Source organism: Corallococcus terminator, assembly GCF_003611635.1.
Classification (GTDB): Bacteria; Myxococcota; Myxococcia; order Myxococcales; family Myxococcaceae; genus Corallococcus; species Corallococcus terminator.
On record NZ_RAVZ01000005.1, the window covers coordinates 75,745 to 88,082 of the forward strand.

The following is a 12,338-nucleotide window of genomic DNA, read 5'->3' on the forward strand; positions in this document are numbered from 1 at the left end:
ATGGCGCATCCCTTCCTGACACTCCCGTTGCTGCTCTGCCTGGGACAGGCCTCCGAACCCTCCCAGGTCGAAGCGCCCGTCCAGTCCCGTCTGTCCTTTCTCGCGAGCGAGGAGGCCGTCGAGGACAGCGCGCTGCGCACCTTCTTCCACGCGGCGCTGGACGTCCGCACGCCCGAGCTGGCGTCGGGCCTGAGCGCGGAAGCAGCGCTGTCCATGTTCTTCTCCACGGGCGGCGGCGCCCAGGGCGTCGCCTTCAGCGACAACGGAAGTGCCATCCGTCTGCGCTACCGACCGTCCACGTGGGAGTCGCGCGAAGGACTGGCCCTCAGTGTCTTCCCGCTGACCGGCACCCGCGTCTACATGGGCTTCTCCTACCCCGTCACCTGGGAGCGGCAGTCGTTCCCCCGCCGCTCCGGGAATGAGCCCGCGCTGGAGCTGCGGCTGTCGCGGCGACGGTGGAGCGTCTTCGCGGCCACCAAGGCCGCCTCCGTCATCAACGACCTGGAGCTGAAGGCGCAGAGCCGCTTCGCCCTGCTCGCGGGCGGCGCCGTGGAGCTCACCCCGGAGCTGGGTCTGGCGTTGAAGGCCACCCACCTGAACCGGGGCGTGGTGCCAACCCTCGCGGCCCAGGGCATCGAGGAGTCCATGCCGGTGTACGGGGTCTCCCTGGGGGCGTCGTGGCATCGGGGCGCGCCCATCGGGAACAGCGTGGACCTGTCGCTCTACAGCGGCGACCCCACGTTCTTCGAGCGGTTCTTCCAGCCCGACACCTACCCGGGTGACTTCGCCGCGTCGGTGTCGCTGGAGGGCAGCCTCGTGTCCCAGCGCCTCGTCGACGCGGATGCTCTGCTGGAGATGCGCTCGGAGCTTGGGCAGGCGGCGGCCCTGGACGCCCGGTGGAGGCAGGGCTTCTTCCGGCTCCACGCCCTGGCCTTCCTCCGGACGGCCTCCTTCCTCCAGGTGGACGCCCCCGGGGTTCCGCCCTACCAGGCCCTCCAGCGGGACGCGGACCCGCGAGCGGAGGTCTCCGGCACGCTGAGTGGCGACTACCACCTCCCGGACTGGGGACTCACGCCGGGGCTGCTCGTGCGCGTCGCCCTGCCGGCGGCGTTCCAAGCCCAGCAGGTGCTCGGCCCCGTCTCCGATACAACCCTGGTCATCCGGGGACCCAACCAGTTCTTCATCCTCCCGGACGGCGAGGACCGGCGCGCGGTGTTGACGTTGAAGGCCACGGCCCGCTGGGACCTGGGCTCCGTGGCCGGAGTGCTCGCGGAGGTCTCCTATGTGCGGGACCCCAACCGGACCACCTTCGAGGACGACAGCAGCGGCGTGAGCCGCCCCGTGTTCGCGGATCCGGATGCGTTGGGCTTCAACCTGCTGCTCCAGGCCCGGTTCTGAGCCACCCCACGTCCCAAGAGCCCGAGCCTCCGGGGGGCGTGATTGGCGTTCCCGAGGAGCCGGGTGCGAGGATGGCGCCCAGCCCACCATGCGCCCTGCTTCCGCCCGAGCCGTCTCCCAGGATGTTCGTCCCGAGAACACCTCCGCCCCGCTTCCCGTGACACAACCCGCCGCGAGACGGATGGCCTACGCCGCCGCCTGGCTCATGCTGCTGGGCCTGCTCACCGGCGGCTACGTGTCCGCCGCGATGACGGGCAAGCTGCCCGCGGATCCGCAGATGGCGCTCGCCGCGCACCTGAACGCGCTGATGGGCACGTTCCTGCTGCTGGGCGTGGCCTGGACGCTCCCCATGCTGGGCTATGGCCCCGTCGGTCAGCAGCGGCTGGCCTGGGCGGTCATCGTCGCGAACTACGCCAACTGGGCCATCACCTGCGTGAAGGCCTGGCTGCGGGTGTCCGGCGTGGACCTCATCGGGCAGGCCGCCAACGACGCCGTGTTCGTCGCGCTCACCCTGTCGGTGGTGATTCCGTCGCTCGTCGCCACGGGCGCGTGGATCCACGGCTTCCGCAGGAGCGCCGCGGCCCAGGCAGCCAGCCCCGAAGCGACCACGACGGTGTGAGCTTTCGGGGGCCCGCCCTGGTGGCAATGATTGCCATCCGGCTCGTCCTCCTCGGGCCTCCGCGACAGGGGAGTCAGCCGTGATAATCTCGGCCTCCCGGGAACTCCCACACACTGCCGTGCGGCCGTCCCGGGACCCAAGAGGAACACAGACATGAAATCCCGTCGGAATCTGCCCTGGGGCCTCGCCCTCCTGCTCACCTTCGCGACAACCACCGCGTTCGCGGAGCCGTCCGCCGAGACGGCCTCGGCGGTGTGTGCCAGCGTCGAATCCTCCGAGGCCCAGGTCAGCGAGGCGACGCCCGGCGAAGCGGAGCTCGCGAGCCTCGCGTGCGTGACGGTCCGGTGTACCACCGCCCAGGAGTGCTGGAACGCGTGTCCCGGCGCGTCCTCCGTCTCCTGCAGCCGCAACGCGTGCAGCTACACGATGCCCGGCGGTGGGGGCGGCGGTGGGCCGACCTGCCCGTCCACGCGCTGCATCGAGGACTCGGACTGCAACTGCAAGGGTTCACCGGGCTACTGCGTGAACCGCGCCTGCGTCTTCTAGGACGTCACAGCGCCGTGCGGCTGAGCCGGATGTCGGCGCGGGCCCACGCCTTCTCGAACCGCTGACGCGCGAGGGAAGCCTCGCGCTCACGGCCCTGTCCCTCCAGCGCTTGCGTGAGGCCATACAGCGCCCATCCGTTGCCTGGATTGCGGCGCAGGTCCTCGCGGTAGACGGCCTCCGCCGCCTTCCACTGCTTCGCATCCAGGAGCGCCGCGCCCTGGAAGTGGCGCACGGGGTAGAACCAGTCCGCGGGCTCGGAGTACGCCAGCTCATCCGCGGCCCGGACCGCGTCCTCCCAGCGCGTCAGCGCGTCAACGCAGCCCTGGCGTTCGGCGATGGAGGCATCCAGCACCCGGGCCGCCACATCCAGCACGTCCTTCGCGGTGTTGTTGCCCGCGAGCAGCGTGTCGGGAACCTTGGCGCCCAGCTTCACCAGCTCCGCGTGGTTCGCGCGGGCCTCCTCGAACCGGCCCGCGTCCGCGAGCGCCAGCCCGTGCGCGTGCAGCCACAGCCCCGTGAGCACCGGGTACTTCGCGGCCGGCCGGGGCTCCGCGAGCAGCTCCTCGTAGCGTCCGAAGCGCACCATCGCGAGCAGGGGTTCGGCGACGAAGAAGTCCATGCCGGGCATCTGCTCCAACATCTCCGGGCCCAGCACCCGCGCCGAAGCGCGCGCCGCGCGCAGCGTCTCCTCGCTGCGCCCCTCCATGGAGGCGGCGAACGCGAGGAAGCCCCAGTTGTGGGCCAGATACATGGGGTAGTAGCCCACGGGCTCCACCTGACGCAGGTAGGCCTCATCCACCTGGATGGCGCGGCGGTTGCTCTCCGCCGCCGCCGCGTACATCCCCACGCGCTGGTAGATGTGCGCCGGCATGTGCGCGATGTGGCCCGCCCCCGGCATCAACCCCGGCAGCCGGCGCGCCGAAGGCAACGCCCGCTCCGGGTGCTCCGACGCCTCCACCGCGTGGATGTAATAGTGATTGGCCCCGGGATGCTCCGGCGCGCGCGCGAGCACCGACTCCAGCGTGGAGACGATCTCCCCGGTCCCCGGCTCGGGCTTGCCGTCGAGCGTCCACAGCTTCCAGGGGTTCAGGTTCATCAACGATTCAGCGAAGAGCACCTGGACGTCCAGGTCGTCCGGGAAGCGCTGGGCCACCTCGCGCATGGCATTGGAATAGGCCGTGTTGAAGGGCTGCATCGCGGCGGGTGAACGGGGCTCCGGTCCTCCGTAGCGCCGGGACAGCGCGTTGATGAGGGACTGCTCCACCGGGGTCGCGCTGGGGGCGAGCGCCTGGGCCCGCCGCACGCCCTCCCAGGCGACCGCGGCCCGCTCCGGCAGCATGGGCACGTTGTAGTTGGGCCCGAGCACCAGGGCCACGCCCCAGAAACACATCGCGCACGAGGGGTCCAACTGGGTGGCCCGGGCGAACGAGCGTGCGGCCTCATCGTGGTTGAAGGCATAGGCCAACCGCAGCCCCTGGTTGAAGAACGCCTGGGCCTCTGGAGAGTCCGTCGTCACCCGGTATTGATGGGACCCCAGGTTGTCGAAGAGGACCGCGCCCTTCGCGAGCGAGGTCAGACTCAAGCCCTGGGCCGACATCTCGTGGGAGTCCTGCGAGGGAGCGGCCAGGGCACCGGCATGGGGACCGGGCGCGAGCAGCAATGGCAGGACGAGGGCGGGAATCCAGGGTGCGCGCATGGGGGCCTCCGGGCACCCCTTCAAGATGGGGACGAATCCACATGCGACAATGCGCGTCTTCCTTTGCATACAAAGACTGGCGTGCGACCACACCCGTTCAACGGGGTTGGGTCGTTAATCAAAGGAATCACACCTGGGACGTATTATTTCCAACCGAGGAGAGGCCCCATGGTGCAAGAAGCGTCTGAAGGTTCCGACCGGGAGTACGCCGCCTTCGCCCTCCGGCATCAGCCCATCCTGTTCGCGGTCGCGCGAAACATCTGTGGTCGGGGTGCCAATGAATGCGACGACCTGGTCCAGGACGTGCTGCTCCGGGCGCTGCTGAAGTGGGACAAGCTCCAGGAATGGTCGGAGCCGGCGAAGCGCGCGTGGCTGGTGCGCGTGCTGCACAACCGCTTCCTGGACCGCTGTCGCCGCCGGGGAACGGAGACCGCGCAGGTCCTGGGTCTGAGCAACGTGCACAAGCTCTTCGAGGACCCGGAGGCGCCAGACCCTGAGTTGTGGGAGTGCGTCACGGAGGCGGAGCTGCGGGAGGCCGTCTGCTCACTTCCTCCCAACCTGCGCCGGACCTTCGAACTGCATGCGCAGGGGCTGCGACACGCGGAGATTGGCCAGCAGTTGGGCGCTCCGGTGGGGACGGTGGGGACCTGGCTCTTCCACGCGCGCCACCGTCTGCGGGAGAAGCTGCGCGGCTCAGCCGAGGCCCGCCGTGAGCGGGGGCGCGGATGATCGCAGACTGCGCGAACCTCGCCGCCTTCGTGGATGGCCACCTGCCGCCCGAAGCGCATGAAGGCTTCCTGGCGCACCTGACCGGGTGCGAGGCATGCGGGGTCCGCTTCCATGACCTCCTCCAGCTCGACGTGTTGGGGCGCCTGGCGATGGAGGGCACGGGCAGTCCCCAGGCGGCGCTGGAGGCCGCGCCCCTCCCGGACGCGGCGCCCGCGCCGCTGCCGCTGCCTCCTCCGGAGCCGGTCCGTCCCGGACGCCGGCCCTGGCGGGTCGCGGGAGGACTGGCGCTCGCGGTGGGCATGGCGGCGGTCACGGGACTGCCTGGGCGGACGGCGCGCGAGGCCCCCCTTCCCTGGCGGGCTTCGGCGGCGAACCGCCCCCTGGAAGCGCGGCTCACCTACGCGGCGGTGGGAGGCCATCGCCCCTATGTCCCCCAGCGGGGAGCGCTTCCGGAGGTGACGCCGCTGCCGCTGCGCGAGCTGGTGGCCCTGGAGGACCGCGAGGACTGGCACGGGCTGTCCACCGCGTACCTGCTGTCGGGCGATCCCCGGCAGGCGCTGACCTGGCTCCAACGCGCGCCGGCCACCCCGGACCTGGACTCGGACCGCGCGGTGGCGGCGGTGGGGTTGGGAGCCGCGAAGGCCGGAGAGCAGGGGCCGCTGGATGAGGCGCTCCGGCTGCTGGAGGGCACGCTCCGGGCACGGCCGGACCACCCCCAGGCGCTGTGGAACCGGGCGCTCGTCCTCCGGGACATGGACCTGCCCCTGCTGGCGGCGGACTCCTTCGAGGCCGTGGCGAAGCAGGGCGAGCCGGGCTGGAGCGCCGAGGCGGCGGCCCGGGCGCGGGTGCTCCGGGAGAAGACGCAGGCCCGGGGGCGTGCCTGGAAGCAGGCCCAGGCCGCGACGCAGGACCTGATGACGGACCCCGGCGCGCGGCTCCCCCTGGAGGAGGCCGGGAAGCTGCCGGGCATCGTACGGGTCGCGTTCTACGACGCGGTCCGGGCGGCGGCGTCGCGCGACGCCGTGCTGCGATTGCATCCGCTGGCGGAAGCCCTGGACCGCGCGTACGGCGGCACGCGGCTGCGCGAATACGTGACACGCGTGGCGGAGCACGACTTCCGGCGGCGAGGCCCCCTGGCGCGGGACTACGCGCGGTTCACCCAGGACAAGCACCCTTCACGGGAGACCTTCCTGGAGGCCCTGCGGCGCTCGGGCGAGGATGACCTGTACGTGGGGGCGCTCGGGTACGAGCTGAACCAGGGCCGGCCCGTGGACGTGGAGGCCTTCGTCCGCGCCGCCGACGGCCTGGGCGACCCGTGGTTCCATTTGATCGCTGAACAGACGCGGGCGAACCGGGAGGTCCAAGACGGCCAGTGGTGGAAGGCGGAGGCGCGGGTGCTGGAAGCGCTGCGCACATGCGAGGCGCAAAGGCTGGCCTACCGCTGCGCCAGGCTCCAGTTGTGGCTGTCGGACATGTACCTGCAGGAGCTGCACCGCCCGGCGGATGCCTGGGTGCACGCGGTGCGGGGCTGGCAGCTCGCGAAGCAGACCGAGGAGTGGGAGCTGGAGCGGCAGTTCCTCCAGGCGTTGGGACAGGTGGCGCGCCTGGGCCACGCGCTGCCGACCGCGAGCGCGTACCTGCGCGAATCGCTCGCGCGCACGCCGGAGGACCCGAAGCAGCGCAGCTACGTGCACCGGAACCTGGCGAACGTGGCGTGGCTGGGCTTTCGCATCGACGAGGCCCGCGAGGAGATGGAGCAGACGCTGGAATCCGGCGGCCCGCTGGGGATGGCCGGGGCGCTGGTGCTGTCGGACCTGGCGCGCTTCGGGCCCCTGGATGGGGCGGCGGACGCGATGCGCCGGACCCTCACCGAGCTGCGGCGCACCGCCACGCGTCCCGGGGAGCGCGCGCTGACGGACTTCATCGAGGGCCAGTTCGAACTGGAGCGCGACCGCACGGCCGGACGCGGCCTGCTCTGGAGCGCCATCACGCAGGCGGAGCAGTGGCCCGCGGACGCGAACGCCCGCCGCGCCCGGGGGTATGCCCATGCGGCGCTCATCTCCGAGGCGGGACGCACGGGCGCCTTCGCCGAGGCCCTGGTGCTGGTGGAACGGCAACTGCGCGTGAGCAGCGTGCCGGACACCTGCGTGCTCGCGGTGTCGGTGCAGCACGAGCGCACGGTCGCGGTGGTGCGCGGGGCCACGGGCGAGGTGTTGGGGTCGCTGGATTCGGGACGGACGGCGCCGCTCGGGAAGGAGACTTCCGGGCTGGTGCCCGCCCCGCTCCAGCAGGCGCTGCGCGACTGCGCCCACGTGGAGGTGCTGGCTCCACCGCCGGTGAATGGACTGCCGGGGCTGCTGCCCCCGGACATGGCCTGGAGCTACCGGGTGGGCCGGGGAGCGACCGCGGGCCTGGGCCCGAAGGAGGGCGCGCACCTGGTCGTTGCCGGGGTAGACGCGCCGGCCGCGCTGGGGCTGCCCCGGCTGGCGCCCATGGAGCCGCCGTCGCGCATCGATCCCCGGCGCGTGACGCTGGAAGGAACGCGCGCCACGCCGTCGCGCGTGCTGGAGGCGCTCGGCACCGCCACCGAGGTGGAGATCCACACGCATGGGGTGTTCAGCCCGGAGCTGTCGGACGCCTCGCTCCTGGTGCTGTCGCCGGAGGGGGATGGCCGGTACGCGCTCACCGCCGACCAGGTGCGCTCGCGAAAGCTCTCCGGCGCGCCGCTGGTGCTGCTCGCGGCCTGTGGCGCCGCGCACACGGCGCCCTTCCCGCACGAATCCTTCAGCCTGCCAGTGGCCTTCGTGGAGGCCGGCGCGCGCGCGGTGCTGGCCGCCACGGTCGCCATCCCGGACACGGCGGGCCGCTTCTTCGACGCGGTCCGCGAACGCATCCGCGCCGGAGTGCTGCCCAGCATCGCCCTGCGCGACGAGCGACGTCAGTGGCTGAGCGCCTCTCCCGACGCCGGATGGGTGCGCGACGTGCTCCTGTTCGAATGAGAAGGCCCCACCTGGGGGCTCTCCAAAAAGAACACGACCCCAGACGTTGTATGGGTGAGGTCACGCGCGAGGCCGGGACGGAGCGCACGGGAGCCTCCCAGCAGGGGGACGCACATGACGGTCTGCAAGAGACAGCCGGAGCACACGCTGAACAGGAAGGACGCCGCGAAGGACCTTCCGGACAAGCCGCCACCGGGAACCGCGGGCGTGCAGGCGACGCCCGAGTCGAGCTGGGTGGAAGGCGACGAGCGCAAGCCGGAGAATGACCTCCCCGACAAGCCGCCGCCGGGGACCGCGGGCCTCGATTCGCTCTAGCGTGCCTCCCAGTTCGCTGAAGCGTGGCGGGCCCTCCTCAGGCCGCGGAGCCCGCCGCTGTTTCCGGTCGTCCCTCCGCGCCGATCTCCGGGGCGCCGTGGGACGCCGTCTCCGGCGGTGAGAAGCCCTTCCAGCGCGTCAGGAGGACGATCGCCAATCCCAGCACGACGACCGCGCCGATGGAGCCCTCCAGGCCATAGCGGCCGCCCGTGAACCATTCCGGGCGGTCGTGGAAGACAGGCGTCCAGAAGCCCTTGGAGTCGTTGCCACTCACGCCGAAACCCAGACACCCCAGCATCCAGTTCCACCCCAGGTGCACACCCACGGGCAGCGCGATCTGGCCGGTGCGCAGGTAGCAAAGGCCCAGCATCCACCCCGCGAGGAAGGTGGAGAGCATCGCGACGGCCTTGGTGCTTGCCTCCATCTCGGAACTGAAAGGATGGGCGAGGCAGAAGAGGACGGAGAGCAGGACCTGCGCCCAGCGCACGCCCAGGCCCCGGATGGCCCGCTGGAAGGCGTAGCCATGGAACAGCGTCTCCTCGAAGAGCGCCACGCCCAGCATCATCCAGGCCGCCTTCACGAGCACGGACGCGGAAGCGGCCTCCGCCCACTCCAGATGGAAGCCGCCAGCGCCTCCGACGAGGCCGGCCACCGTGACCACCAGGACGATGCCGCCCAGCGCGCCCAGGCCGAGGTCGCGGCCCCAACGCCGGCCCGGCGACAAGCCGATGGACGCGAGCGACCGCCGCTCGAGGCGCAGACAGACGAAGCTTGCGAGGAGCGCGGCCAGGAAGAGGACGAAGGGCGCAGGGACGGCCTTGCGAAGGGCGGTCGGCAGCAGGCCGTGGAGCAGGAGTCCGCCGCCGCCCAGCACGACCGTCAGCAGGACGGCGCCGAGCGCCTTCCAACCGTTTCGCCACTGTCCTTCGCCGTCACGGAACACGAACCGCATGGTGGATCCCTTCGCGGCGTGAATCGCACCTGGCCCCGCGCCCCGGGAGGGCCCGGGGCGCGAGGTGGGGATTCATGCACTCCTTCCTCACGGACGGCGCGGGGAAGGATTGCGCGAAGGCGGGGGACGTGAGCCCCCGGGGTGTCACTTCTCCAGGTCGCCGACGATCTTCTGGAAGGGGGACGGCTGGCCCGCGAGCTTCTGGAAGAAGTTCCGGCTGTCCGTGCCTTCGTCGTAGTCCTGGAAGGCGTTGGTGTTGCCGTTCTTCTCGTCGGGCTTCAGGCCCGAATAGTCCTGGCGGGAGGGCAGGCCGTGCTCGGCGCGGATGGCGTTCTCGGACGGGGCCCAGTTGTTCTTCGTGTGCGGCGTGGGGCGCAGACCGATGGTCTCGAACTCCTCGCGGAGCATGAGGCGGTCATTGATGGTCTCCTTCATGCCGTGCGAGAACGCCGGGTTCTGCTTGAAGACGTCCGCGTTGCTGTGCTTGCTGGCCTCCAGGGGGCTCACCTGGACGCCATTGGACGCGCGCCAGGCGTGGACCGACTCGTGGCCCAGGCTGTTGAAGCGCGGGCCGGAGTCCTTCTCGTTGTAATTGATGTCGCTGGCCGTGCCCGCGCCGGGCTGGCCGTCGAAGCGGTACGCCGGGCGGGTGGAGGAGTACGAGCCGTCGGTGCGGGGCATCTGCGCCATGGGCAGCGACGCATTGCGGCCCGAGGAGATGTCCGCCACCGTCAGCGGCTTGCGCAGCGTGCCCGTCGCGCCGGGGTTCACGGCCTGGGTGCGGCCGTTGAGCTCCGTCAGCATCTGGTTACCCACCGGCTTGCTGGTCAGCTTGTTCGTGGAGTTGCGCACGTCCTGCGTGAAGTCCGCGAAGTCCGCGCCGGACTGGCCGTTGTCACGGCGGGTCCGGATGCCCTGGAGCTTCGGGTCCACCACGCCGTAGTCCGTCGGCTTGAGCTTGTCCTTGCCCGTCTTCAGCTCCGCGGGCGACACCGGGGCCTTCGGCTTCGCGTTCTCGGGCCGGGCCGGCAGGCTGTCGCGGCGCGGGCGGGAGCTGGACGACGACGAAGACGACAACGAAGACGGCTTGGAGAACGAAGAGGAGCGCAGCTTCATGGGAGGCCTCGGGAGCGGAGTGCAGCGACGAATCACCCCTACTGCACCCCGCGTGCCCACCGCTTCACGCCCCCTGGCTTCGTGCGGCCAGCCTGATTCCAGGGGGTTGCGTCGGCGTGGAGGCCCTCCCGGGAGCGGCCCCTGATGTCTGGAGTCAGGGGCCTGATGTCTGGAGTCATCAGGGGCCGGCGGGGATCGCCGCCGGCAGTTCCCACCCGAGTGTCACTTCTCCAGGTCGCCGACGATCTTCTGGAAGGGCGACGGCTGGCCCGAGATCTTCTGGAAGAAGTTCCGGCTGTCCGTGCCTTCATCGTAGTTCTTGAAGGCCTCGTCGCCGCCGTGCTTCACGTCGGGCCGCAGGCCCGAGTAGTCCTGGCGGGAGGGCAGGCCGTGCTCGGCGCGGATGGCGTTCTCGGACGGGGCCCAGTTGTTCTTCGTGTGCGGCGTGGGGCGCAGGCCCACGGTCTCGTACTCCTCCGTGAGCATCAGGCGGTTGTCGACGGTCTTCTTCATGTCGGCCGAGAACGCCGGGTTCTGCTTGAAGACGTCGGCGTTGCTGTGCTTGCTGGCCTCCAGGGGGCTCACCTGGACGCCATTGGACGCGCGCCAGGCGTGGACCGATTCGTGGCCCAGGCTGTTGAAGCGCGGGCCGGAGTCCTTCTCGTTGTACTTGATGTTGCTGGCCGTGCCCGCGCCAGGCTGGCCGTCGAAGCGGTACGCCGGACGGATGGAGGAGAACGAGCCGTCGTTGCGGGGCGCATGCGCCATGGGCAGCTTGTCGTTGCGGCCCGAGGAGATGTCCACCGCCGTCAGCGGCTTGCGCAGCGTGCCCGTCGCGCCGGGGTTCACGGCCTGGGTGCGGCCGTTGAGCTCCGTCAGCATCTGGTTGCCCACCGGCTTGCTGGTCAGCTTGTTGGTGGAGTTGCGCACGTCCTGCGTGAAGTCCGCGAAGTCCGCGCCGGACTGGCCGCTGTCGCGGCGGGTCCGGATGCCCTGGAGCTTCGGGTCCACCACGCCGTAGTCCGCCGGCTTGAGGTTGTTCTTGCCCGTCTTCAGCTCCGAGGGCGACACCGGGGCCTTCGGCTTCGCGTTCTCAGGCCGGGCCGGGAGGCTGTCGCTGCGCGGGCGGGAGCGGGAGCTGGACGACAACGAAGACGGCTTGGAGAACGAAGAGGAGCGCAGCTTCATGGGAGGCCTCGGAAGTGGAGTGCGGCGACGAATCACCCCTACTGCACCCCGCGTGCCCACCGCTTCACGGCCCCTGGCCTCATGCGGCCTGCCTGATTCCACGGGGTTGCGTCGGCATGGGGGCCCTCCCGGGAGCGGCCCCTGATGTCTGGCGTCAGGCGCCTGATGTCAGGAGTCATCAGGGGCCCAGGGGGAGCGCCGCCGGCAGTTCCCACTCGAAGTCATGGGCGTGGAGGCTCAGCCAGGGACGCCTTCCTCCGAAGCCGAGCGCGGCCAGGGGGGCTGCTGGCGGGGAGGTTCCATTCGGCAGCAGTTCGAACGCGGGATCCAATGCGACCTGGAGGTGCCGGCGGGGCACCCACCACGCGGAGAGATACAACTGTCCCCGGAGCTGCCAGGGCGCGGGCGGATACGCAGGAGTCTGAGGCTCGGTCATCGCGTGAGAGCATGGCGTCTGTCTTCGGGAAATGGCAGCCGGCCCGAGGTTGCATGCCCCTCCGGCCCCGCTTGCGGCCCTCGACGCCCGACAGATAGGAAGCACCCGCCCGGGTGGGTGCCGTAGCGCAGCGGTTGTCGCGCCGGGCCTCATACTCCCGGAGGACGCCAGTTCGAATCCGGCCGGTGTCCACCCGGGCCCCGTCCTCACGCCCTCGCTTCCCTTGTCGGGACCGGAACCGTCATGCTGCGAGCGCCCGGGTGCGTGCCGTAGCGCAGTCGGTTGTCGCGCCGCCTTTGCAAGGCGGAAGAGGCCGGTTCGAATCCGGCCGGTGCGCCCCCGGG

The 12,338-nt window shown here is 71.0% G+C and carries 11 protein-coding genes and 1 tRNA gene; 7 read left to right on the forward strand and 5 right to left on the reverse strand.

Annotated features, from left to right (window positions below; translation table 11 throughout):
* The 3 genes from D7V88_RS01805 to D7V88_RS01815 all read left to right on the forward strand — a co-directional run bounded on the left by D7V88_RS01805 (position 1) and on the right by D7V88_RS01815 (position 2,563).
* Positions 1-1,398: a hypothetical protein gene (locus tag D7V88_RS01805; RefSeq protein WP_120538841.1), complete on the forward strand. Its 1,398-nt coding sequence runs from the start codon at positions 1-3 to the stop codon at positions 1,396-1,398.
* Between the two features lie 181 nt (positions 1,399-1,579).
* Positions 1,580-2,017, forward strand: coding sequence for a styrene oxide isomerase (locus tag D7V88_RS01810; RefSeq protein ID WP_244237910.1), 438 nt, complete (start codon positions 1,580-1,582; stop codon positions 2,015-2,017).
* A 153-nt stretch (positions 2,018-2,170) separates the two neighbouring features.
* Positions 2,171-2,563: a hypothetical protein gene (locus D7V88_RS01815; protein ID WP_120538842.1), complete on the forward strand. Its 393-nt coding sequence runs from the start codon at positions 2,171-2,173 to the stop codon at positions 2,561-2,563.
* Between the two features lie 4 nt (positions 2,564-2,567).
* Here the strand turns inward: D7V88_RS01815 and D7V88_RS01820 are convergent, their stop codons facing one another.
* Positions 2,568-4,259, reverse strand: a complete 1,692-nt coding sequence (locus D7V88_RS01820; protein WP_120538843.1) for a tetratricopeptide repeat protein — start codon at positions 4,257-4,259, stop codon at positions 2,568-2,570.
* 168 nt (positions 4,260-4,427) lie between these two features.
* Between D7V88_RS01820 and D7V88_RS01825 the strand changes: the two genes are divergently transcribed.
* The 3 genes from D7V88_RS01825 (at position 4,428) to D7V88_RS01835 (ending at position 8,302) form a co-directional block, all read left to right on the forward strand.
* Positions 4,428-4,988: an RNA polymerase sigma factor gene (locus D7V88_RS01825; protein WP_244237911.1), complete on the forward strand. Its 561-nt coding sequence runs from the start codon at positions 4,428-4,430 to the stop codon at positions 4,986-4,988.
* Positions 4,985-7,987, forward strand: coding sequence for a CHAT domain-containing protein (locus tag D7V88_RS01830; RefSeq protein ID WP_120538844.1), 3,003 nt, complete (start codon positions 4,985-4,987; stop codon positions 7,985-7,987). The genes D7V88_RS01825 and D7V88_RS01830 overlap by 4 nt, the downstream gene beginning before the upstream one ends.
* Positions 7,988-8,101: 114 nt before the next feature.
* Positions 8,102-8,302 carry a hypothetical protein gene (locus D7V88_RS01835; RefSeq protein ID WP_120538845.1) on the forward strand — a complete coding sequence of 67 codons (201 nt, stop codon included), beginning with the start codon at positions 8,102-8,104 and terminating at the stop codon, positions 8,300-8,302.
* Between the two features lie 37 nt (positions 8,303-8,339).
* Here D7V88_RS01835 and D7V88_RS01840 read toward each other — a convergent pair whose 3' ends face one another.
* The 4 genes from D7V88_RS01840 to D7V88_RS42525 all read right to left on the reverse strand — a co-directional run bounded on the left by D7V88_RS01840 (position 8,340) and on the right by D7V88_RS42525 (position 11,994).
* Positions 8,340-9,254 (reverse strand): CPBP family intramembrane glutamic endopeptidase, encoded by a 915-nt coding sequence (locus D7V88_RS01840; protein ID WP_120538846.1) that lies wholly within the window; start codon positions 9,252-9,254, stop codon positions 8,340-8,342.
* 144 nt (positions 9,255-9,398) lie between these two features.
* Positions 9,399-10,370: a M91 family zinc metallopeptidase gene (locus D7V88_RS01845; protein ID WP_120538847.1), complete on the reverse strand. Its 972-nt coding sequence runs from the start codon at positions 10,368-10,370 to the stop codon at positions 9,399-9,401.
* Between the two features lie 222 nt (positions 10,371-10,592).
* On the reverse strand, positions 10,593-11,558 hold the full coding sequence (locus D7V88_RS01850) for a M91 family zinc metallopeptidase (RefSeq protein WP_120538848.1): 966 nt from the start codon (positions 11,556-11,558) through the stop codon (positions 10,593-10,595).
* Positions 11,559-11,736: 178 nt separating this feature from the next.
* The gene (locus tag D7V88_RS42525) at positions 11,737-11,994 is read right to left on the reverse strand and encodes a hypothetical protein (protein ID WP_147448569.1); all 258 of its coding nucleotides are present in this window, start codon (positions 11,992-11,994) and stop codon (positions 11,737-11,739) included.
* Between the two features lie 262 nt (positions 11,995-12,256).
* On the opposite strand from D7V88_RS42525, the gene D7V88_RS01860 reads away from it, so the two are divergent.
* Positions 12,257-12,332: transfer RNA gene (locus tag D7V88_RS01860), tRNA-Ala, on the forward strand.
* The last annotated feature ends 6 nt before the right edge of the window (positions 12,333-12,338 follow it).